A 21,579-nucleotide genomic window follows, 5' to 3' on the forward strand; every position below is an offset into this window, starting at 1 on the left:
GTTAGAGTCGTCTTTCGCCCAGGTGCGTCGCGACGCACGGACCGTGCGGGCAGCAGACCAGGAGGATCACCGAGGTGCTCAGCGCTTTCCGGGCGGCCCTCACGACCCCGGATCTCCGGAAGAAGATCCTCTTCACCCTCGGGGTCGTGGCCGTCTACCGGCTCGGGGCGAACATCCCGTCGCCCGGCGTGTCCTACCCGAACGTGCAGGAGTGCATCCGGCAGGTCGAGGGCAGCGACAACGCGGGCATCTACTCGCTCATCAACCTGTTCTCCGGCGGCGCGCTCCTGCAGCTGTCGATCCTGGCCCTCGGGATCATGCCGTACATCACGGCGTCGATCATCATCCAGCTGCTCACCGTGGTCATCCCGCGGTTCGAGGTGCTGAAGAAGGAGGGCCAGTCCGGGCAGGCCAAGCTCACGCAGTACACCCGCTACCTCACGATCGCGCTGGCGATCCTGCAGGCCACCGGGATCGTGGCGCTGGCGGACCGCGGCGCGTTGCTCGGCAACTGCGACCGGCCGATCATCCCGGACTCCAACGTCTTCTCGCTGTCGATCATCGTCATCGTCATGACCGCGGGCACCGCGGTCGTCATGTGGCTGGGTGAGCAGGTCACGGAGAAGGGCATCGGCAACGGCATGTCGTTGCTGATCTTCGCCTCGATCGCGCACCGCATCCCCGCCGAGGGCAAGAACATCCTCGACAACGCCGGCCCGCTGGCCTTCGCGGCCGTCTGCGTGTTCGGCCTGGCGATCATCGTCAGCGTCGTGTTCGTCGAGCAGGGCCAGCGCCGGATCCCGGTGCAGTACGCCAAGCGGATGGTCGGGCGCCGGATGTACGGCGGCACGTCGACGTACCTGCCGCTCAAGGTGAACCAGGCCGGCGTCATCCCGGTGATCTTCGGCAGCTCGCTGCTGTACCTGCCGGACCTGGTGTCCCGGCTGCTCGGCAACGAGGGCGGCGCCTTCCAGCAGTTCGTCCAGACCTACCTGGTCGACCAGTCCAACTGGCTGCACATCACCCTGTACGTGGCGCTCATCATCTTCTTCACCTACTTCTACGTCGGCATCACCTTCAACCCGGAGGAGCGGGCCGACGAGATGAAGAAGTTCGGCGGCTTCATCCCGGGCATCCGGCCGGGCCGGCCGACCGCCGAGTACCTGAACTTCGTGCTCAGCCGCATCACCCTCCCCGGATCGCTCTACCTGGGCATCATCGCCGTCCTGCCGAACTTCTTCCTCGGCGTCACGGGCAGCGGGCAGAACCAGAACTTCCCCTTCGGCGGCACCGCCGTACTGATCATGGTCGGGGTCGGGCTGGACACCGTGAAGCAGATCGAGAGCCAGCTGATGCAGCGGAACTACGAAGGTTTCCTGCGTTAGAGTCGGGGTAGAGGGCCTTGTTCGACGGGCCGTCGAAGATGCAGTATCGACGCCTCGGCGACCGGGCCCTCGAGCCCGACGGTCCCGTCGAGGATCACCTCGTTCGTCGCCAGAGCAGGCGGCAGAGCAGAAGAGAGCAGGGAGGTCGGGTTCCAAGTGCGACTCGTTCTTGTCGGTCCGCCGGGTGCGGGTAAGGGGACCCAGGCCGAGCGCCTGGCCCAGCAGCTGGACGTCCCCCACATCTCGACCGGAGACCTGTTCCGGGCGAACCTGAAGGACGAGACGCCGCTCGGCCTCGAGGCCAGGTCGTACATGGACGCCGGCAACCTCGTGCCGGACTCGGTCACCGTCGCGATGGTGAAGGACCGCCTCGCGGACCCCGACGCCGCGAAGGGCTTCATCCTCGACGGCTTCCCGCGGACCGTCCCGCAGGCGGACGCGCTGGCCGGGATCCTGGCCGAGTACGGTGTCGAGCTCGACGCCGTCGTCGAGTTCCAGGTGGACGACGAGGTCGTCGTGCAGCGGCTGCTCGGCCGCGGCCGGTCGGACGACAACGAAGAGGTCATCCGCAACCGCCAGCAGGTGTACCGGGACGAGACGGCGCCGCTGCTGCGGTACTACGCCGACCGGCTCGTCACCGTCGACGCCGTCGGTGAGGTCCCCGAGATCACGGACCGGGTGACCACCGCACTCGAGGCACGCAAGTAGCACCCATCGACAGGAGGCCCGCATGACCGGCAGGAAGGGCGGCGTGCGCGGCGCGATCGCACGGCTTCGGGGGCGCGACATCGAGCTCAAGAGCCCGGCCGAGATCGAGGCCATGCGGGCGGCGGGGGCCGTGGTGGCCGCCGCGCTGGCGGCGGTCGCCGACCTCGCCAAGCCGGGGGTCTCCACGGCGGAGCTGGACGCGCTGGCCGAGCAGGTCATCCGGGACGCCGGCGCCGTCCCCTCCTTCAAGGGCTACCACGGGTTCCCGGCGAGCATCTGCGCGTCGGTGAACGAGCAGATCGTCCACGGCATCCCGTCGTCGGCCCAGGTGCTGGCCGACGGGGACCTGGTCTCCGTGGACTGCGGCGCGATCCTCGACGGCTGGCACGGCGACTCCGCCGTCACGCTGGCCGTCGGGGAGGTGGCCGCCGCGGACCTCGCGCTGTCGAAGGCGTGCGAGGGCGCGATGTGGGCGGGGATCGAGGCCGTGCGCCCGGGGGCCCGGCTCACCGACATCTCGTACGCGATCCAGGAGGCCTGCCGCGCCGCCGCGATCGCGGACCGGGCGGACTACGGGATCGTCGCCGAGTACGGCGGCCACGGCATCGGCACGTCGATGCACATGGACCCGTTCCTGCCCAACCACGGCGAGCCCGGGCACGGCCCGAAGCTGCGCCCCGGCATGGCCCTGGCGATCGAGCCGATGCTCACCGGGGGCGACCCCGAGACCCACGAGCTCGAGGACGGCTGGACCGTCGTCACCGCGAACGGCGGGCGGGCCGTGCACTGGGAGCACACCGTCGCCGTCACCGAGGACGGGCATTCCGTCCTCACACTCCCCGGCTGACCGGTCCCGCGGTCCCCGCCCGGCGGGTACCGCCCGGTCGGGCAGGGTCTCGGATTGATCCGGAGAGGGCCTCCCGGCGCCCGGCTGGTCTACGTTCCACGCATGAGTGCTGATGCCGCAGCGCAGCGGCCTCCGGGAGCGACCGTGGGCGTGCCCCGCGAGTCGGGCTCCGGCGAGCGTCGCGTCGCGCTGGTGCCGAAGGTCGTGGAACGGCTCCGGTCGAAGAACGTGTCCGTGGTCGTCGAGTCGGGCGCCGGCCTCGGTGCCCTGATCCCGGACCAGCTGTACGTCGACGCGGGCGCGACGGTCGGCGATCCGTGGTCGTGCGACGTGGTGGTGAAGGTGGCCCCGCCGACCGCGGAGGAGATCGGCAGGCTCCGCTCGGGGGCCACGCTGATCGGCTTCCTGGCCCCGCTGACGTCGCCGGACACGACCTCCGCGCTGCGCGACGCCGGGGTCACGGCGTTCGCGATGGAGTCGGTCCCGCGGATCTCGCGGGCGCAGTCGATGGACGCGCTGTCCTCGCAGGCGAACGTGGCCGGGTACAAGGCGGTGCTGCTCGCGGCGGAGCGCTCGACGCGGTTCTTCCCGATGCTCACCACCGCGGCCGGCACGGTGAAGCCCGCGACCGCCCTGGTGCTCGGCGTGGGCGTGGCGGGGCTGCAGGCGTTGGCCACCGCGAAGCGGCTCGGCGCCCGCACGACCGGCTACGACGTGCGGCCCGAGGTGGCCGACCAGGTGCGTTCGCTGGGCGCGCAGTGGCTGGACCTCGGCATTGACGCAGCCGGCGAGGGCGGCTACGCCCGGGAGCTGACGGAGGACGAGCGGGCCGATCAGCAGAAGCGCCTCGAGGAGGCCATCACCGGGTTCGACGTCGTGATCACCACGGCGCTGGTGCCCGGGCGCAAGGCTCCGACCCTGGTCACCGCGAAGGCCGTGGAGGGGATGAAGCCGGGCAGCGTCGTCGTCGACCTGGCGGGGGAGACCGGCGGCAACTGCGAGCTGACCGAGCCGGGCGAGGTCGTCGTCAAGCACGACGTCACCGTCGCCTCGCCGCTGAACCTGCCCGCCGGGATGCCCGAGCACGCGTCGGAGCTCTACGCCCGCAACGTCTCGGCCCTGCTCGAACTCATGCTCGACGACGGCGGCGCCGTGGCGCCGGACTGGTCGGACGAGGTCCTGGCGAAGTCCTGCGTGACGCGAGAGGCGGAGTGATGCAGAGCGGGTCCCTGCTGGCGAACATCGCGATCCTGGTGCTGGCCGGGTTCGTCGGGTTCGCGGTCATCTCGAAGGTGCCGAACACGCTGCACACGCCGCTGATGTCCGGCACGAACGCGATCCACGGGATCGTGCTGCTCGGCGGGCTGATCGTGCTCGGTGAGCTGGAGAACCCGTCGGTGCTCGACGCGATCATCCTCGTCGTCGCGATCGCCTTCGGCACGATCAACGTCGTCGGTGGCTTCCTGGTCACCGACCGCATGCTGGGCATGTTCAAGGCCAAGCCTGCCGAGAAGGTCAGCGCCGAGAAGGTCAGCGCCGACGCGGAGCAGAGCGCGGACGGTCAGGTGCAGCGCTGATGGACGCCGCGGTCCTGGACGTCCTCGTCCCGATCCTCTACATCGTCGCGTTCGCGCTGTTCATCTACGGCCTGATGGGCCTGACCGGGCCGAAGACGGCGGTGCGCGGCAACAAGATCGCCGCTGTCGGCATGCTGATCGCGGTCGTCGCGACGCTGCTGCGGGTGCACCACAACTGGATCCTGATCGTGGTCGGCCTGGTCGTGGGCGCGGCGCTGGGCGTGCCGTCGGCGCGGCAGGTGAAGATGACCGCGATGCCGCAGATGGTGGCGCTGTTCAACGGCGTCGGCGGCGGGGCGGTCGCGCTCATCGCCTGGTCGGAGTTCCGCACGTCCGGCGGCTTCCTCGACACCGCGACCTACGTCGTCGTCGCCTCGCTGTTCGCGGCGATCGTGGGGTCGGTGTCGTTCTGGGGCTCGCTGATCGCGTTCGGCAAGCTGCAGGAGATCCTGCCGGGCCGGCCGATGGGGCTGGGCAGGGCGCAGCAGGCGGTCAACGTGCTGCTGCTGGTCGCGGCGGTCGTCTGCGCCGTGGTCGCCGGGCTGGGCGGGGCGTCGGAGCTGTGGATCGTGCTGGTCCTGCTGCTGGCGGCGGTGCTCGGGGTGATGGTGGTGCTGCCGATCGGCGGCGCGGACATGCCCGTGGTGATCTCGCTGCTCAACGCCCTGACCGGGCTCTCGGCCGCGGCCGCCGGTCTCGCGCTGGACAACACGGCGATGATCGTCGCCGGCATGATCGTCGGCGCGTCCGGTTCGATCCTGACCAACCAGATGGCCGTGGCGATGAACCGGACGATCCCGGCCATCGTGGCCGGCGGGTTCGGCGGCACGGGCGTGGCGGCGTCGGACGACGGCGTGGAGCGGACCGTGAAGTCGACCTCGGCGTCGGACGCGGCGATCCAGATGGCCTACGCCTCGCAGGTGATCGTGGTGCCGGGCTACGGGATGGCGGTCGCGCAGGCCCAGCACGCGGTCAAGGACATGGCCAAGCTGCTCGAGGCCAAGGGGGTGGAGGTCAAGTACGCCATCCATCCCGTGGCCGGGCGCATGCCGGGGCACATGAACGTGCTGCTGGCCGAGGCCGACGTCGCCTACGACGCGCTCAAGGAGATGGACGAGATCAACGACGAGTTCGCCCGCACGGACGTCACGCTCGTCATCGGGGCCAACGACGTCACCAACCCGGCGGCGCGCAACGACCCCAGCTCGCCCATCCACGGCATGCCGATCCTCAACGTCGACGAGTCCCGCACCGTCATCGTGCTCAAGCGCTCGATGAACAGCGGCTTCGCCGGCATCGACAACCCGCTGTTCTACGCCGAGCGCACCAGCATGCTCTTCGGCGACGCGAAGAAGTCCGTCATGGAGGTCACCGAGGAGCTCAAGGCGCTCTGACCTGCCCGGCGAACGGCGCTCCCGCTCACCGGGAACGAGCGAGAGCGCCGTTCACCGTTCGGGGGTGGGGTCGAGGGGGTGCTGCAGCTCGTCGCGGTGCAGGCGCCAGCCCACGACCGCGGCGACGGCGAGCAGCACCGGGGCGAGGCCGGCGATCGCGAAGGTGAGCGGGATGCCGACCGCCTCCCCGACCGGGCCGGCGAGCGCGGTCGAGACCGGCATCAGCGCGAGCGACACGAAGAAGTCGAGGCTCGAGACGCGGCCGAGCAGGTGCGACGGGACGCGGCGCTGCAGCAGCGTTCCCCAGATCACCATGGCCGCGCCGTGCGCCGCCCCGACCACGCCGACGATCGCGCCCATGACCCACAGCCGGTCGGTGAACCCGATCGCGGCCAGCGGGACGCCGCCGACACCCCACAGCAGGATCATCACCGTGAGGTAGCGGCGTGGCATCCGGCCCGCCGAGGCGATCAGCGAGCCCGCCGCGCCGCCCAGCCCGAACGCGGCCAGCACCAGCGCGTACCCGCCCGGTCCGCTCGCCGTCTGGTCCCGGACGGCGAAGGGCAGCAGCACCTCGATCGGGCCGATCACGACCAGCACCAGCAGCACCGCGAAGGCGAGCGTGGCGAAGAGCCAGCCGGTGCGCAGCAGGTAGGCGAAGCCCTCGCGCAGGTCGGCGAGGACCGAGCTGTGCTCCCGCTCCTCCTCCGCGGACGGCGGCACCCGCATGGCGAGCAGCGGCAGCAGCGCCAGCGCGTACCCCGCGGCGGCGCCGCCGAGCGCGACGCCCGGCCCGAACGCGGCGACCAGTCCGCCGGCCAGCGCGGGGCCCGCGGCGTACATCGCGACCGGCCGCAGGACGCCCTCGAGGCCGTTGGCGGCCAGCAGCTCGTCGGCCGGCAGCAGTGTCGGCAGGATCGCCGAGTAGGCCGGGTAGAAGAAGGCCTCGGCCGCACCGACGACGAACGCGACGGCCGCCAGGTGCCAGAGCTGCAGGGTGCCGGTCAGCGCGAGCGTCGCGGCGAGGCCGGCCATGACGATCCGCACCGCTTCGACGAGCCGGAGCAGCAGCCGTCGGGAGACCCGGTCCGCCGCCACCCCGCCCAGCAGGACGCTCGCCAGCAGGCCGGTGGCCGCGGCCGCGGACACCAGGGACAGGTCCGACGGCCCGCCGCCCAGCGCGATGACCTGGTAGACCAGCGCGACGATCCACAGCCCGCTGGCGAACAACGACGCCGCCATGGACAGCGCGAGCATCGTGTAGTCGCGGTGCCGGAAGGGCCGCAGCGGCCGGGGCAGGCGCTGCGGGACGGGTGCCGTTCCGGTGCTCACGAGGCATACTGGAGCACCTGCACCGGGGTCGAGGTCAACCGGATTCCGGGCGAAGCGGACAGGAGCGGGGTGCCCGGGGCCCGTGTCGCGGGGCCGGCGGCTTCCCGCGCGCGTACCCCATGTGCCGGGCCCTGTAAAGCACACGTACACTGGGTCCTCGGCGCGCCGTGTGGCGCCGGTTCCGCTCGTGCGCGTGCGCACCCTCCGGTCCCGTCCCCGCCCCGTGGTGCGCCCGCAGCAAGGCGAGCAGTACCCCAGAAGTACCCAGCAGTACCTGCAGTACCAGCACGACCGACAACAGTCACCTGTCACGGAACGCGGAGGACATGGCCAAGAAGGACGGGGCGATCGAGGTCGAGGGCCGGGTCGTCGAACCCCTGCCGAACGCGATGTTCCGCGTGGAGCTGGAGAACGGGCACCGGGTCCTCGCGCACATCAGCGGGAAGATGCGGCAGCACTACATCCGGATCCTCCCCGAGGACCGGGTGGTCGTGGAGCTCTCTCCCTACGACCTCTCCCGCGGCCGCATCGTCTACCGCTACAAGTGACACATCCGGGGGCTCCGCCCCCGGAGACCCACACGGAACGGCAAAAGGACAGACGTGAAGGTCAAGCCGAGCGTCAAGCCGATCTGCGACAAGTGCAAGGTGATCCGCCGTCACGGCCGGGTCATGGTGATCTGCGAGAACCTGCGCCACAAGCAGCGCCAGGGCTGATCACCGCACTCCACGCGGAGACGCTCACAGCTCAACAGAGGAACCCGACGGACCTGCCGCGCCACCCGAGGCGCGGTGACACCTCCGGTACCGGGCCGGTGCCCTGGCCAGTCACCAGGGACGGCCGTCGGGAGTACCCGGCACGACCCAAGGAGACACCAGCCGCATGGCACGACTCTCTGGTGTCGACCTCCCCCGCGACAAGCGGATGGAGGTCGCACTGACCTACATCTACGGGATCGGGCGCTCGCGCTCGCTCGAGATCCTCGCCGCCACGGGCATCAGCGTGGACCTGCGCTCGAAGGACCTGACCGACGAGCAGCTCGCCACCCTGCGCGAGTACATCGAGAACAACTTCCGTGTCGAGGGCGACCTGCGCCGTGAGGTGCAGGCCGACATCCGCCGGAAGATCGAGATCGGGTGCTACCAGGGCATCCGCCACCGTCGTGGGCTTCCGGTCCGCGGCCAGCGCACGAAGACCAACGCGCGCGGCCGCAAGGGCCCGAAGAAGACCGTGGCGGGCAAGAAGAAGGCAGGTAAGAAGTAATGCCGCCCCGCACCCGTGGCGCGGCCGGACCCAAGAAGGTCCGCCGCAAGGAGAAGAAGAACGTCGCGCACGGCCACGCGCACATCAAGAGCACGTTCAACAACACCATCGTGTCCATCACGGACCCGACCGGTGCCGTGATCGCGTGGGCCTCCGCCGGGCACGTGGGCTTCAAGGGCTCGCGCAAGTCCACGCCGTTCGCGGCGCAGATGGCCGCCGAGAACGCCGCCCGCAAGGCGGCCGAGCACGGCATGAAGAAGGTCGACGTCTTCGTGAAGGGCCCGGGCTCGGGCCGCGAGACCGCGATCCGCTCGCTGCAGGCCGCCGGCCTCGAGGTGGGCACGATCTCCGACGTCACGCCCCAGCCGCACAACGGATGCCGCCCGCCCAAGCGGCGCCGGGTCTAAGGGAGAGGGAGTAACCAGAGATGGCTCGTTACACCGGCCCCATGACCCGCAAGTCCCGCCGGCTGAAGGTCGACCTCGTCGGCGGCGACCAGGCGTTCGAGCGCCGTCCCTACCCGCCCGGCCAGCACGGCCGGATCCGGATCAAGGAGACCGAGTACCTCCTGCAGATGCAGGAGAAGCAGAAGGCGCGCTTCGCCTACGGCGTGCTGGAGAAGCAGTTCCGCTCGTACTACGAGGAGGCGCACCGCCGTTCCGGCAAGACCGGTGACGAGCTGCTCCGCATCCTCGAGTCGCGGCTGGACAACGTCGTCTACCGGGCGGGCCTCGCGCGCACCCGGCGGATGGCCCGGCAGCTGGTGAACCACGGGCACTTCCTGGTCAACGGCCAGAAGGTGAACATCCCCAGCTTCCGCGTCTCGCAGTACGACATCATCGACGTCAGGCCGAAGAGCCTGAACCTCGACCCGTTCGTCATCGCCAAGGAGACCCAGGGCGACCGCCCGGTCCCGGCGTGGCTGCAGGTCGTCCCGTCGAACCTGCGCATCCTCGTGCACCAGCTGCCCGAGCGCGCGCAGATCGACACGCAGGTCACCGAGCAGCTGATCGTCGAGCTCTACTCCAAGTAGCCCTCGCCGGTCTCCTGTTCGTCCCCCCGCCCTGCAGTGGGGCGGGGGGCTCACTGCGACATCAAATAGTGGGTGTCGCGGCATACGAAGGAGACACACAGTGCTGATCTCTCAGCGCCCCACCCTGACCGAGGACTCGGTCACCGAGACCCGCTCCCGGTTCGTCATCGAGCCGCTCGAGCCGGGCTTCGGCTACACGCTGGGCAACTCGCTCCGGCGCACCCTGCTGTCCTCCATCCCGGGGGCGGCGGTGACCAGCATCCGCATCGACGGCGTGCTGCACGAGTTCACCACCGTGCCGGGGGTGAAGGAGGACGTCACCGACATCATCCTCAACCTCAAGGAGCTGGTCGTCAGCTCCGAGGAGGACGAGCCGGTGACGATGTACCTGCGCAAGCAGGGCCCGGGCGCGGTCACCGCGGGGGACATCGTCCCGCCGGCCGGTGTCACCGTGCACAACCCGGACCTGCACATCGCCACGCTCAACGACAAGGGCCGGCTCGAGGTCGAGCTCGTCGTCGAGCGGGGCCGCGGCTACGTGCCGGCGATGCAGAACAAGGCCACCGGCGCCGAGATCGGCCGGATCCCGGTCGACTCGATCTACTCGCCGGTCCTCAAGGTGACCTACAAGGTCGAGGCCACCCGTGTCGAGCAGCGCACGGACTTCGACAAGCTCGTGCTCGACGTCGAGACCAAGCCGAGCATCGGCCCGCGCGACGCGCTGGCCTCGGCCGGCAAGACCCTCGTCGAGCTGTTCGGCCTCGCCCGCGAGCTGAACGTCGACGCCGAGGGCATCGAGATCGGTCCGTCGCCGCAGGAGGCGGACACCATCGCGGCCTTCGCGATGCCGATCGAGGAGCTCGACCTCACCGTCCGCTCCTACAACTGCCTCAAGCGCGAGGGCATCCACACCGTGGGTGAGCTCGTCGGGCGCAGCGAGGCGGACCTGCTGGACATCCGCAACTTCGGCGCGAAGTCGATCGACGAGGTCAAGATGAAGCTCGTCGGCCTCGGCCTCGCGCTCAAGGACAGCCCGCCCGGGTTCGACCCGTCTGCGGCCGCCTCGGACTACGGGACCGACACCGGCGGCTACGACGCCGACCCGTTCTCCGACGACGGCCAGGACTACGCAGAAACGGAGCAGTTGTAGCCATGCCTCAGCCCACCAAGGGGCCCCGCCTCGGCGGTTCGCCCGCTCACCAGCGGCTGATCCTGGCCAACCTGGCGACCGCGCTGTTCCAGCACGGCCGGATCACCACGACGGAGGCCAAGGCCCGCCGGCTGCGGCCCTACGCCGAGCGGCTGATCACCAAGGCCAAGCGGGGCGACCTGCACAACCGCCGCGAGATCCTCAAGGTCATCCGCGACAAGGGCGTCGTCCACCGCCTCATCGAGGAGATCGGCCCGTTCTACGCGGACCGCAACGGTGGCTACACCCGGATCACCAAGACGCTGCCGCGCAAGGGCGACAACGCCCCCATGGCCGTGATCGAGCTGATCCAGCAGAAGACCGTCACGGACGAGGCCAACCGGGCCCGGCGCGCGGCGGCCTCGCAGGCCACGCAGTCCGCCCCGGCGGCCGAGGCGACGGCGACCGAGGAGACCGCGACCGAGGAGACGGCGGCCGACCAGCCGGTCTCCGAGGAGACGGTGGCCGCGGCGGGTCAGCCGCAGCCCACCGACGCCGAGGCGATCGAGGAGGCCGAGGCGGCCACCGCCCCGGCGTCCGACGCCGAGGAGTCCGCGGGCGCCGAGGCGAAGGCCGACGACGCGTCGGACAAGGACGACAAGGGCACCGAGAAGGCCTGATCAGGGGTCCACTCGCGTGACCACGCAGTATCCGGACGAGCCCGCCACCCGCGAGGGTGGCGGGCTCGCCCGCTTTCGTCTCGACATCACCTACGACGGCACGGACTTCTCCGGCTGGGCGGTACAGCCGACCCGCCGCACGGTGTGCGGTGTGCTCGTCGACGCGTTGAGCCGCATCCTGCGCACCGAGGTCGGGCTCACCGTCGCCGGGCGTACGGACGCCGGGGTGCACGCCACCGGCCAGGTCGCCCACGCCGACCTCGCGGCGGACGTCGACACCGCGCGGCTGGTCCGCCGGCTCGCCCGGTTCCTGCCGCCCGACGTGCGGGTCCGCGCCGTCACCCCCGTCCCCGCGGCGTTCGACGCCCGGTTCTCGGCGCTGCGCCGGCACTACGTCTACCGCGTGGCGACCACCCCGTACGGGGCCGAGCCGCTGCGCGCGCGGGACACCGTGTCCTGGCCGTACCCGATCGACCTCGACGCCGTGAACGCCGCCTCGGAGCGGCTGCTCGGCGAGCACGACTTCGCGGCCTTCTGCAAGCGCCGCGAGGGCGCCACGACCGTCCGCGCGCTGGAGCGGTTCTCGTGGACCGGGGACGCGGACGGCGTGGTGTCGGCGGCCGTGTCGGCCGACGCCTTCTGCCACTCGATGGTCCGCAGCCTCGTCGGTGCGCTGCTCGACGTCGGGCGCGGGCGTCGCGCCGTCGACTGGCCGGCCGCGCTGCTCGGCCGGGCGGAGCGGCAGGGCGTGGCCGTGGCCCCGGCGCACGGGCTCACCCTCGTCGGCGTGGACTACCCGGACGACGCCGCGCTCGCCGCGCGGGCCGAGGTCACCCGCAACCTGCGGGTCCCGACCGGACCTACCGCCCCCGCAGCTCCCTGACGTTCACCACGAGCAGGACCAGCGCCGCCAGGGCCAGCGACCCGGCCAGCACGATCTTCCAGCCGGACAGCAGTGCGATCACCCCGCTGGTGATCACGAGCGCGGTGATCGCGAGCCCGGCCATGGTGGCGGCGAACTCGATCGACCGGCGCCGGGCCACGGCCTCCACCACGGCGAACAGCACGAGGCCGACGGCGAACCACACCAGGGTCGACAGGTGCGGCCAGAACAGCAGGGCGCCGAGGCCGCCGATGAGCACCGGGATCGACAGCGCCGCCCACACCCGCAGGAACCGGGACCGGAGGTCCGCCGGTACCACGTACGGCATGTGCGGCCGGCGCAGGTGGGCATCGGGCGGGCCGGGCGGGCGCGGGCCCGCCAGGCGGTCCGCCTGGACGTCGATCTCCTCGGTCAGCCGCACCCGCTCGGCCACCAGCTCCGCGAGCTCGCGCTCCCGCCGTTCGAGCTCCTCGAGGTGGGCGGGGCGGCCGGGGGCGGCGTCGGAGCGGGCGGCGAGGAACCGCAGCTCCGCGTGGAGGCCGCGGACCCCCGCGCGCTCGGTCTCGATCTCGTCCTCCAGCTCGTCGACCCGGGTCTGCAGGACCTTCATCCGCTCCTGCAGCGCCGCGGCCTCCTCCTCGGCCGTCGCGGCCACCTTGTCCAGGCCCGCCCAGCCCAACGGGTCGGCCCAGGAGCGGCGGACCGTCCGGTCGCGCTCGTAGCGGGGCCCGGCGGGGGCGCGCTCGCCGCCGAAGGAGTCGCGGGTGTCGAGCCCCCACAGGCCGCGGAAGTCACGGATCCAGGTGGTGCCGTCGTCGACGAGCACCGCGGTCCACGAGCGTCCCCCCGGACCCAGCCGGACGCCGTCGCCGCGCGCGTAGTCGATGAACGGGATGTCGAAGCCGCCGGTCCCGGGTTCGGGCGCGAACGGCATCAGCCAGCGCCGCACGCGTTGGAGCGTGCGCAGGACCGCGCGGAGGGGGGGAAGGCCGACGCTGACGACGTAGTCCCCGGCCACGAACGCGTGCGAGTGCGACCCGGCGCCCGGGTAGAGCACCGCGTGGGTGCCGTCCCGGTCGAGCCGCGGGTCGTCCCAGCGGCGGCGCAGGTCGTCGCCGTGGTCGTCGTGCGTGGAGGCGGCGACCCACGCCGGCACGAGGCCCCCGGCCCCGTCCGGCACGAGGTAGACGGCGACGGTCTCCCAGTCGGCCTCGTGGTCGTTGACGCCGTGGAAGGTCGAGCGCCAGTCGTTGAAGGCGTAGAAGAACCAGTACTGCAGGACCGTGTAGCCCGCGGTGCGCACGACACGCCCGTAGTAGGTCGCGCCGGTCAGGTCGCGGGCGCGCTGGTGGGCGGCCGCGACGAGGCCGTTGGGCACCTTGCCGCGGACGAGCAGGGACAGCCGCAGCAGGACGTCGATCAGCCGGGCGATCACCCCGACCGCGGCGAAGCGGCCGATGCCGCCCAGCCGCGGGCGCTCGGCGCGGCGCCACCGCTGGACCTCGCGCGCCCCGAGGGACTCCTGCACGAACCGAAGGTGCAGACGACGTTCCCGGTAGCGGCGGCCGGCCTCGCCGAGGCCCTCGAGCGTGAGCTCGCCGGCTGGGACGAGCGGCTCGCCGGGGCGCTTGCGGTCGCCCGCCGGCTCGTCCCACAGGCTGCAGCGGCGGACGTAGTCCCCGACCGTCACCGGCAGGAACAGCTCGCCCTTCGTGTAGCGCAGGACCGGCTCGTACCGGCGGAGCAGCGTGAGGTCGTCGGCGGTCTCGGGGACGGAGTCGAGGGTGGGGTCGGGCGTGGCGGCGCCGGCGTCGGGGGCGGCGTCGGTGGTGGACTCACCGGGGGTCTCTCGGGGCGTGTCCACGCTTCCCACAGTAGCCAGCGGAACGGTGTGTTTCGCGTGGGTTGCCCGGGCACCGCACGGGCGCCCCGGATGGGAGGCTGGGCCGCGTGGACGCACACGCCGCCCTGGAGATCGCGCTCGAGGAGGCCCGCGCCGGGCTCGCGTCGGGAGGCATCCCGATCGGCGCCGCGCTGCTCGGGCCCGGGGGCGAGGTGCTCGGCCGCGGGCACAACCGCCGGGTCCAGGACGACGACCCGTCGGTCCACGGCGAGACGGCCGCCTTCCGCAACGCGGGCCGGCAGCGGGACTACCGGCGCACCACGATGGTCACCACGCTCTCGCCGTGCTGGTACTGCAGCGGGCTGATCCGGCAGTTCGGCATCGGCGCGGTGATCATCGGGGAGAGCCGGACCTTCACCGGCGGGCACGACTGGCTCGCCGAACACGGGGTCCGGGTGACCCTGCTCGACGACGAGCGCTGCGTCCGGCTCATGGAGGACTTCATCGCCGCCCGCCCCGACCTGTGGAACGAGGACATCGGGGTGGCGGAGGAGTAGCGCGAGTCGGGAGTTCCGGCACCGCGAGTCGGGAGTTCCGGCACCGCGAGTCGGGAGTTCTGTGCGTCCGAGGTGGCGATCCGGGAGGCCGGGCACGAGTTCTCCCGTTTCGCCTCGGTCGAGGGCGCCGCGGAGCTAGCGTCCGGACGTGCCGTTCCCGGTCCCGCCGCCCGCGACCCGCGACCAGGCCGACGCCCACCGCTACGCGTTCCGGCGGCTCGAGGCCGCGCTCGTGCGGGCCGACCCGGTGCCGCTGCACGAGCAGCTGCGCGCGCAGCGCCGGGCCACGCTGGTCGGCGTCGTCCTCGCGCTGCTCGGGCTCGGTGCCGCCGCGGTGCAGGCGGCGCTCGCGCCCCGGCCGGACTGGAGCCGGCAGGCGCTGGTGGTCGGCACGCCGTCGGGCGCGGTGTACGCCGTCGCCCACGAGCCGGACCGGCTGGTCCCGGTGCCTGACGCCGTCGCCGGGCGCCTCGTCCTCGCCGCACTCGGGCAACCACCGGGCGAGCCGCGGATGGTGCCGGACGCCGACCTCGTGACTGTGGCGCGGAACCCGCCCGCCGAGCTACCGGGCGCGGTAGGAGTCGCGATCGACGGGCCCGCGGTGCCGGAGCGCTGGGCGGTCTGCGACGCGCCGGAGGGCACGACGGTACTGGCCGGGACGCTGGGGGCCGGGACTCCGGCGGCACCGGCGCTGTTCGTCGAGGCGCCCGGCGGGGAGCGCTTCGCGGTGCTCGACGGCGTCCGGCACGCGGTGGGCGCGGATCCCACCGTGCTGACCGGTCTCGGCCTCGCGGGCGCCGCGCCCCGGAAGGTCGGCGCGTCGACGCTCTCCGCGATCCCCGAGGGACCGGCCCTGGCGCCGCCCGTCCTGCCCGACGGCCCGGGCCCGCGCGGGGTGCCAGGCCGGCCCGGCGACGTCCTGACGACCACCGGTCTCGACGGCGGCCGCGCCTTCCTGGCGATCGTGCCGGGCGGCGCGCAGGAGGTACCCGCGACCCTCGCCGAGGTGCTGCGGGCACAGGGTGGAGCGGGTCCGCGCGAGGTCGCGCCCGCCGTCGTCGCCGAGGCCCCGCGGCTCACCACGTTGCCGACCGCCGGGTGGCCGGACCGGGTGCCCGCGTGGTCGTCGGACGGCGGGATCGTGTGCGCGACGGCGGCCGACGCGCGCCCCGGGGTGAGCCTGACGCCGATGCTGCCGGCGGTCCGGGAGGGTGTGCGGGTGCCGCTGACCGGTGGTGAGGCGGCCGCGGCCGTGCTGCTCGGCGGCGGGCCGGTGCGGGCGGTCTCGCCGACCGGGGGCGGCACGGTCTGGCTGTTGTCGGCGAGCGGGATCGCCCACGGCGTGGCCGACGCCGACACGGCCGCCGCGCTCGGCCTGCCGGCCGCCCTCCCGGCCGCGCCCGAGGCCGCGCTCCGACTGCTCCCGCAGGGCGGGCGCCTGGACCTCGCCGACGCCCGCCGCGCCGTCGGGTCCTAAGGCCTCAGCTCGCTGCGGATCCGGTCGGCCAGGGCGCGTGCGGGCCGGCTGAGCCCGGCGAGGTCACGGGTCGCGAGGACGAGGTCGCGGTCGGCCCAGGCGTCGGCGAGGGGAACGCGGACGAGCCCGTCGGCGATGCTGCGCGCATGCAGGACCGCGATCCCGACGCCGGCCGCGACCGCCCGGCAGACGGACGCCGCGTCGGGGAAGCGGCCGCGGTGCCGGGGATGCGCGCCCAGCGGCAGGGCCTGCCGGCGGAGGTGCTCCTCGAACGCGCTCCCCTCGGCGTAGCCGACGAAGGGCCGGTCGAGGACCTCGGCGAACGTGAGGGTCGCGGCCCTCGCCAACGGGTCGTCCGGGGTGCACGCGACCTGCAGCGGGTCGGGGCAGAGCCGGACCGTCTCCAGCCCGGCGAGGTCGACGGTGTCGGCGAGGAGCCCGAACTCGGCCCGCCCGGACGTCAGCCCGACGACGATCCGGTGGCTCGGCCGCTCGAGGAGGTCGACGTCGGCGTCGGGATGCTCGGCCAGGAAGCCGATGAGGACGTCCGGTAGCAGGGTCGCCGCGGAGGTGTTGGCCAGCACGGTGACCGTCGCAGGCCGGCCCGCGAGGTCCGCGAGCTCCAGGCGCATCCGGTCGTGGCGCTCGACGATCTCCCGCGCGTGCGTCAGCAGCAGGACACCGGGGCGCGTGGGGACGACTCCGCGCCGGTGCCGGTCGAGCAGCGGCGCGCCCGAGGCCGCCTCCATCGCCCGGATCCGGCCGCTCGCCGAGGCCAGCGAGAGGTGCACGAGCTCGGCGGCGCGGGTGATGCTGCCGTGCTCGGCCGCCGCGAGGAAGAGCCGGAGATCGAGCAGGTCGAACGCCATGCCCGGACCGTACAGCCTTCGGATCCGCCGAAGTCTCACCCGACGATCGGCACATTGTGCTTCCGTCACGACCGGCCGATTCTCGATCCGTGACACACACCGGGTTCGACGTCGAGCGGGTGGCAGCCGTGGTGCGGCGGATCGCGCCGGCCGCGGCCTTCGTCGTGCTCGTCCTGGCGGTCCTCTTCGGCGACGCGGCCGGGGCGCGGGCGGTGTCCCGCGCGGCGCCGGACCTGCACCGCACCAAGGCGACCACCGTCGCCGGCGCCCCCGTCCGCGCGCCGGACGAGAACGCCCTGGTCTCGCAGGTCCCGGTGCAGGCCGTGTGGCTCGCCCCGGACGGCACGGGTCGCCGCGGGCCGGTGACGGTCGCGCCGGGCACCCCCGCGGGCCGGACCGTGCCGCTGTGGGTCGATACCGCCGGGCGCCCCGTCGCTCCGCCGGCGACGGGCACGGCCGACGCGGTCGTCGTCGGTGGCCTGATCGTGCTGCTCGGCGGGGCGGCGATCGCCGCAGCGGTGTGGCTGACAGCGGCGGCCGCGGCCCGGCAGCGTTCCCGCCGGCTCGCTGCGGAGTGGGCCGCGGCGGAGCCGCTGTGGAGCGGGCGTCGGATCAGGGACGGAGCCGACGCACCAGGAGCGGAGAGGCGGCGGCGAGGACGCAGAGCGCCGTGACCGCGGCGATCGGCACCCAGGCGGGCGTCGGGCGCGCGGGCGGGCGGGACGCGACCGCGGAGGCGGCCGGGCGCGGGTCGGCCGCGGTGAGGAGGGTCAGGGCGGAGAGCGGATCGACGACGCCGGCACCGAGCGCGTCGGACCGACCGCCCGGGACCCGCCGGGCCGTGGCGACCAGGCGTTCGGCGACAGCCGTCGCGTCGAGCACGGGGAAGCGTTGCCGGACCAGCGCGGCCGTGCCCGCGACGATCGGCACCGCGAGGCTCGTGCCCTGCAGGTCGGGACCGGTGAGCCCGGAGCCGGGGGCGAGCGACCGCAGACCCGTTCCGCGGGCGGCGAGGTCGACCCAGGGGCCGTGGACGGTGAACGGGGCCGGGGCGTCGTCGGGGGTCGTGGCGGCGACGGCGAGCACCCCGTCGTCGAGCACGCCCGGGCCGCCGGCGAAGCCCGCGGCGGCGGGCAGGGGTACCTCGCCCGGCTCGCCCGTGCAGCCGCCGGAGCCGACGTTGCCGGCGGCGGCGACCACGAGCACATCCGCCGCCTTCGCCGCCCGCACCGCGGCCCGCAACGGCCGCCCGACGACGGCGGCGCGAGCGGCGTCGAGGCAGACGGCCTCGCTGATCGTCACGACCGAGGCGCCGAGGCCGACCGCCCGCAGCACCGCCTGGGCCAGCGTGGCGGTGTCGCCGGCGGGCAGGGTCTCGCCGCTCGCCGTCGTCACCGTGAACGACGGGCTGGCCTGCCGGATCGCGACGACCTCGACGCCCGGTGCCACGCCGACGACGTCGTCGTCGGGGCTCGGGGCGGCGGCGAGCAGCCCCGCGACGGCGGTGCCGTGACCGTCGCAGTCGGTGAGTCCGTCGCCGCCGGTGAGGTAGTCGCCGCCGCCGGTCAGCCGGGCCAGGCGCGGGTGCGGGGCGACGCCGGTGTCGATCACCGCGACCCGGATGCCGGTGCCGTCGGCCAACGCGTGCACCTGGGCCAGTGGCAGCCCACCGCCCCGCTCCGTGCCGCCCGCCCCGACGCACTCGGTCACCTGGCTCAGTCCGCCGTCCGGTCCCGGCGCCAGCGCGAGCAGCAGCGCGGCGACCGGGACGAGCGCGCTCACCATCCGCGGGCCAGCGCGAACAGGCCGAGCGCTGCCGCCGCGAGCGGCACGCACGAGGCGGTCAGCACGAGTTCGGCGAGGTCGAGGGTGCGGCGGCCGACCGGTCCGGAGCGGCGCGGCCGGGCGTGCAGCGCGAGCACGACGAGCAGGGCGGCCAGGCTCGCGAGCGCCGCCAGGAGACGGATCGGGGCGGGGGCGGCAAGGATTCCCGCTGCCGCCGCGCCGCACCCGCCGAGCAGCCCCGCCACCTGCAGCGCGCGGGAGGGGAGCGGCTCGGCGAACCCCCTGGCGCGCAGCAGGAGCACGACGCAGACGGCCGCCGCGAGGAGCGGACCCCACGGCCCCGGGGCGGTGGCGGCGAGCCCCGCGCCGCCGGCGGTGACGACTGCGCCGCCGAGCACCAGACCGGCGAGGTGGCGGCGGGCGAGATCGGCCCGGGGCTCCGGTTCGGGTGGTGGGTGCACGGGATCCTCGGGGCCCGGTAGCCCCGCGAGCCGGAGCGCCAGCCGCGGTACCAGAGGAGCGACGAGCACACCGACGGCCGCGCACACCGCTCCGGCCGCGGCGGGAGTGCCGCGGGTGAGCAGGAGAACGGCGCAGCTCAGGGCCGCCGTCGCACCGACGAGAGCGGCGGCGGTGAGGACGGGTGCGACGATCCGCACCACGGCCTGGGCGGTCGCCGCGGCCAGGGCGAGGAGCAGCGCCGCACCCAGCGCCGCGGCCGTCGGCGAGCCGGGGGCCAGGAGCCAACCCGCCGCAGCGGCCGGCGGGAGGGCGCAGAGAGCGGCCAGGAGGTTCCGCGCCCTGTCCTCGGATCCCGCCGGCGCAGGTCCGGCCCCCACCCCCCGCCCACTGACCCGCGCCACCACCAGAGCACCGACCGCCGCCCCGACCCCCACCACCATCCCGGCCGCGGAGAGGAGCAGCCCACCCCCGCGCACCCCCGCGAGCAGCGCCGACGTGGCCGTCACCGCGACGAGAACCGCGAGCGGGAGGACCCGGTCGCCGCCCCGAACCCCGGCCTCGACCGCCGCGGCGAGGGCCTCGGGCAGGTCGTCGTACTGCGGCGGTGGCGGCGGGGCGAGCGCGGGACCGATCCGCAGCAGCTCGCCGTCGTGCACGCCGAGCTGCGCGAGCGTGGCGCCCGGCGGGAGCGGTGCCCCGGCCGCGCCGTCGAGCCGCCACGGGACCGGGGCCCGTCCGGCGGCGGGCACGGGGTCGCCCAGCAGCTCCCGCACCATCGGGACCAGCTCGGCCACGGCGAGGTCGGCCGGCAGCGCGACGTCGAGCCGGCAGGCCGGGGCCAGCACCGTCACCCGGCGGTAGGCGTCCACACGCGACCTCCCAGTACTCACGACTTCGGCGAAACCGCCCCGCGAGAGCGCCTCGCGTTGCGATCATCGGGCCGCAGTATCGGCCGAACGGGGGTCCGCCCGCGGCCGTTCGGCGAAAGTGGGGCACGAGTTGGGGACGGTCGAGGTGGCACGGCACCGCCGGCGCACGCCGCCGCTGCCCACCGGCGAGATCCGGGTGGAGCCGCCGCCGGAGCCGGAGCGCGCGGTCCCGCCCGGGCTGCTCGCCCGGGTCCTGCCGGTCGCGATGCTGCTCGGCTCGCTCGGCGTGGTCGCCGTGGGGTCGAGCGAGCCGTCGGCGTGGGTGTTCGGCGGGATGTTCGCCTTGTCGTCGGTCGGCATGCTGCTCACGGGCGGTACCGCCCGCGGCTCCGAGCGCACCGCGACCGTCGACGAGGACCGCCGCGACTACCTGCGCTATCTCGCCCAGCTGCGCGCACGCGCGGACCGTGCGGCCGCGGCACAGCGGGCGGCGCTGGAGGAGCTGTACCCGCATCCCGCCGCCTGGCCCGAGATGCTCGCGGCCGGCCGGCTGTGGGAACACGACCCCGGCGACGCGGACTTCGCCCGCGTCCGGGTCGGCCTCGGACCGCAGCGGCTCGCCACCCCGCTCGTTCCGCCCCGCACCGGGCCCGTCGACGGCGTCGAGCCGGTGAGCGCCCGCGCCCTCCGCCGCCTGCTGGCCCGGCGCTCGGTCGTGCCGGACCTTCCCGTCGCGGTCGACCTGCGGGCGGCGTCGGCGGTGTGGCTCGACGGCGGTCCGGAGCGGGCACGGGCGGTCGCGCGGGCCGTCGTCGCCGGGTTCGTGCTCGGGCACGGCCCGTCCGACGTCCACGTCGCGGCACTCACCGGCGACCAGGCCTGGGACTGGCTGAAGTGGTTGCCGCACAACGCCCATGCCGTCGAGCGGGACGCCCTCGGCCCGGTCCGCATGATCACCTCCGATCCGGACGAGCTGCGCCGCTGGTGGGCCGCGGACCCCGGGCCACGGCATCTGCTCGTCGTCGTCGACGGCCCGGTCGACGGGCCCGGTGCGTGGGCGGCGGCGGAGGGTGTGACGGTGCTGCGGGTCGGGGTGCCCGCGGCCCGGCGGGAGTCCGCGTCGGTCGTGCGGTTGCGGCTCGACGAGCCCGGCGCCGTCGCGCGCCCGGACGAGCTCGACGCCGCCGACGCGCTCGCCCTCGCCCGCCGCCTCGCCCGGTACCGGCCCGCGGGCACCGAGCGGACCCGGCCGGCGGCGGAGGGCCTGCCGGACCTGCTGGGACTCGGCGGGATCGGCCCCGCGGACGTCGCGACGCTGCGCCGGTCGCGCTCGACGGCCGACCGGATGCGGGTCCCGCTCGGGCTCGACGACGCCGGCCGCCCGCTCCTGCTCGACCTCAAGGAGTCCGCGCGGGGCGGCAGCGGTCCGCACGGGCTGTGCGTCGGCGCGACGGGGTCGGGCAACGCCTAGCGGGACTATGACACA

The 21,579-nt window shown here is 73.9% G+C and carries 23 protein-coding genes; 18 read left to right on the forward strand and 5 right to left on the reverse strand.

Going from position 1 to position 21,579, the window contains the following annotated elements; translation table 11 throughout:
* Window positions 1-74: 74 nt before the first annotated feature.
* The 6 genes from secY (at window position 75) to PKE99_RS12255 (ending at window position 5,911) form a co-directional block, all read left to right on the forward strand.
* A complete protein-coding gene (secY, locus tag PKE99_RS12230; protein WP_037046126.1) occupies window positions 75-1,385 on the forward strand; it encodes a preprotein translocase subunit SecY in 1,311 nt (436 codons plus the stop codon).
* A 156-nt stretch (window positions 1,386-1,541) separates the two neighbouring features.
* Window positions 1,542-2,093: an adenylate kinase gene (locus PKE99_RS12235; RefSeq protein ID WP_037046128.1), complete on the forward strand. Its 552-nt coding sequence runs from the start codon at window positions 1,542-1,544 to the stop codon at window positions 2,091-2,093.
* Window positions 2,094-2,115: 22 nt separating this feature from the next.
* Window positions 2,116-2,940, forward strand: a complete 825-nt coding sequence (gene map, locus PKE99_RS12240; RefSeq protein WP_037046129.1) for a type I methionyl aminopeptidase — start codon at window positions 2,116-2,118, stop codon at window positions 2,938-2,940.
* A 102-nt stretch (window positions 2,941-3,042) separates the two neighbouring features.
* Complete coding sequence (locus PKE99_RS12245) at window positions 3,043-4,155, forward strand: Re/Si-specific NAD(P)(+) transhydrogenase subunit alpha (protein ID WP_051737484.1); 1,113 nt, start codon at window positions 3,043-3,045, stop codon at window positions 4,153-4,155.
* Window positions 4,155-4,517, forward strand: coding sequence for an NAD(P) transhydrogenase subunit alpha part 2 (locus PKE99_RS12250; protein ID WP_037046539.1), 363 nt, complete (start codon window positions 4,155-4,157; stop codon window positions 4,515-4,517). The genes PKE99_RS12245 and PKE99_RS12250 overlap by 1 nt, the downstream gene beginning before the upstream one ends.
* Window positions 4,517-5,911, forward strand: a complete 1,395-nt coding sequence (locus PKE99_RS12255) for an NAD(P)(+) transhydrogenase (Re/Si-specific) subunit beta (protein ID WP_425566514.1) — start codon at window positions 4,517-4,519, stop codon at window positions 5,909-5,911. Before PKE99_RS12250 ends, PKE99_RS12255 begins: the two co-directional genes overlap by 1 nt.
* A gap of 51 nt (window positions 5,912-5,962) precedes the next feature.
* Here the strand turns inward: PKE99_RS12255 and PKE99_RS12260 are convergent, their stop codons facing one another.
* Window positions 5,963-7,243, reverse strand: a complete 1,281-nt coding sequence (locus PKE99_RS12260; RefSeq protein WP_231498217.1) for an MFS transporter — start codon at window positions 7,241-7,243, stop codon at window positions 5,963-5,965.
* Window positions 7,244-7,569: 326 nt separating this feature from the next.
* On the opposite strand from PKE99_RS12260, the gene infA reads away from it, so the two are divergent.
* The 8 genes from infA to truA all read left to right on the forward strand — a co-directional run bounded on the left by infA (window position 7,570) and on the right by truA (window position 12,231).
* Window positions 7,570-7,791: a translation initiation factor IF-1 gene (gene infA / locus PKE99_RS12265; RefSeq protein WP_010228514.1), complete on the forward strand. Its 222-nt coding sequence runs from the start codon at window positions 7,570-7,572 to the stop codon at window positions 7,789-7,791.
* 54 nt (window positions 7,792-7,845) lie between these two features.
* The gene (gene rpmJ / locus PKE99_RS12270) at window positions 7,846-7,959 is read left to right on the forward strand and encodes a 50S ribosomal protein L36 (RefSeq protein ID WP_015883600.1); all 114 of its coding nucleotides are present in this window, start codon (window positions 7,846-7,848) and stop codon (window positions 7,957-7,959) included.
* A 166-nt stretch (window positions 7,960-8,125) separates the two neighbouring features.
* A complete protein-coding gene (rpsM, locus tag PKE99_RS12275) occupies window positions 8,126-8,506 on the forward strand; it encodes a 30S ribosomal protein S13 (protein ID WP_037046145.1) in 381 nt (126 codons plus the stop codon).
* Window positions 8,506-8,913 carry a 30S ribosomal protein S11 gene (rpsK, locus tag PKE99_RS12280; RefSeq protein ID WP_013677438.1) on the forward strand — a complete coding sequence of 136 codons (408 nt, stop codon included), beginning with the start codon at window positions 8,506-8,508 and terminating at the stop codon, window positions 8,911-8,913. The genes rpsM and rpsK overlap by 1 nt, the downstream gene beginning before the upstream one ends.
* A gap of 20 nt (window positions 8,914-8,933) precedes the next feature.
* A complete protein-coding gene (gene rpsD / locus PKE99_RS12285) occupies window positions 8,934-9,539 on the forward strand; it encodes a 30S ribosomal protein S4 (RefSeq protein WP_037046149.1) in 606 nt (201 codons plus the stop codon).
* A gap of 100 nt (window positions 9,540-9,639) precedes the next feature.
* Window positions 9,640-10,689, forward strand: coding sequence for a DNA-directed RNA polymerase subunit alpha (locus tag PKE99_RS12290; protein ID WP_037046151.1), 1,050 nt, complete (start codon window positions 9,640-9,642; stop codon window positions 10,687-10,689).
* 2 nt (window positions 10,690-10,691) lie between these two features.
* A complete protein-coding gene (gene rplQ, locus PKE99_RS12295) occupies window positions 10,692-11,348 on the forward strand; it encodes a 50S ribosomal protein L17 (RefSeq protein WP_037046154.1) in 657 nt (218 codons plus the stop codon).
* Window positions 11,349-11,364: 16 nt separating this feature from the next.
* Window positions 11,365-12,231 (forward strand): tRNA pseudouridine(38-40) synthase TruA, encoded by an 867-nt coding sequence (gene truA / locus PKE99_RS12300; protein ID WP_051737485.1) that lies wholly within the window; start codon window positions 11,365-11,367, stop codon window positions 12,229-12,231.
* Here truA and PKE99_RS12305 read toward each other — a convergent pair.
* Window positions 12,209-14,095: a hypothetical protein gene (locus PKE99_RS12305; protein WP_197040649.1), complete on the reverse strand. Its 1,887-nt coding sequence runs from the start codon at window positions 14,093-14,095 to the stop codon at window positions 12,209-12,211. The two genes, truA and PKE99_RS12305, sit on opposite strands and share 23 nt — an antisense overlap.
* An 86-nt stretch (window positions 14,096-14,181) precedes the next feature.
* On the opposite strand from PKE99_RS12305, the gene PKE99_RS12310 reads away from it, so the two are divergent.
* Window positions 14,182-14,631: a nucleoside deaminase gene (locus tag PKE99_RS12310; RefSeq protein WP_037046156.1), complete on the forward strand. Its 450-nt coding sequence runs from the start codon at window positions 14,182-14,184 to the stop codon at window positions 14,629-14,631.
* A gap of 148 nt (window positions 14,632-14,779) precedes the next feature.
* Window positions 14,780-16,108, forward strand: coding sequence for a type VII secretion protein EccB (gene eccB, locus PKE99_RS12315; protein ID WP_037046159.1), 1,329 nt, complete (start codon window positions 14,780-14,782; stop codon window positions 16,106-16,108).
* Here the strand turns inward: eccB and PKE99_RS12320 are convergent.
* Window positions 16,105-16,977 carry a LysR family transcriptional regulator gene (locus PKE99_RS12320; protein WP_037046161.1) on the reverse strand — a complete coding sequence of 291 codons (873 nt, stop codon included), beginning with the start codon at window positions 16,975-16,977 and terminating at the stop codon, window positions 16,105-16,107. The two genes, eccB and PKE99_RS12320, sit on opposite strands and share 4 nt — an antisense overlap.
* Window positions 16,978-17,066: 89 nt before the next feature.
* Here PKE99_RS12320 and PKE99_RS12325 point away from each other — a divergent pair, with 89 nt between their 5' ends.
* A complete protein-coding gene (locus PKE99_RS12325) occupies window positions 17,067-17,651 on the forward strand; it encodes a hypothetical protein (RefSeq protein WP_051737486.1) in 585 nt (194 codons plus the stop codon).
* Here the strand turns inward: PKE99_RS12325 and mycP are convergent.
* Complete coding sequence (gene mycP, locus PKE99_RS12330; RefSeq protein WP_037046162.1) at window positions 17,590-18,762, reverse strand: type VII secretion-associated serine protease mycosin; 1,173 nt, start codon at window positions 18,760-18,762, stop codon at window positions 17,590-17,592. The two genes, PKE99_RS12325 and mycP, sit on opposite strands and share 62 nt — an antisense overlap.
* Complete coding sequence (gene eccD, locus PKE99_RS12335) at window positions 18,756-20,093, reverse strand: type VII secretion integral membrane protein EccD (protein WP_037046164.1); 1,338 nt, start codon at window positions 20,091-20,093, stop codon at window positions 18,756-18,758. Before eccD ends, mycP begins: the two co-directional genes overlap by 7 nt.
* A 145-nt stretch (window positions 20,094-20,238) precedes the next feature.
* Here eccD and PKE99_RS12340 point away from each other — a divergent pair, with 145 nt between their 5' ends.
* On the forward strand, window positions 20,239-21,564 hold the full coding sequence (locus PKE99_RS12340) for a hypothetical protein (protein WP_156067628.1): 1,326 nt from the start codon (window positions 20,239-20,241) through the stop codon (window positions 21,562-21,564).
* Window positions 21,565-21,579 lie beyond the last annotated feature (15 nt).

It is taken from the genome of Pseudonocardia halophobica (genome assembly GCF_027922425.1).
In the GTDB taxonomy this organism is placed as follows: domain Bacteria; phylum Actinomycetota; class Actinomycetes; order Mycobacteriales; family Pseudonocardiaceae; genus Pseudonocardia; species Pseudonocardia halophobica.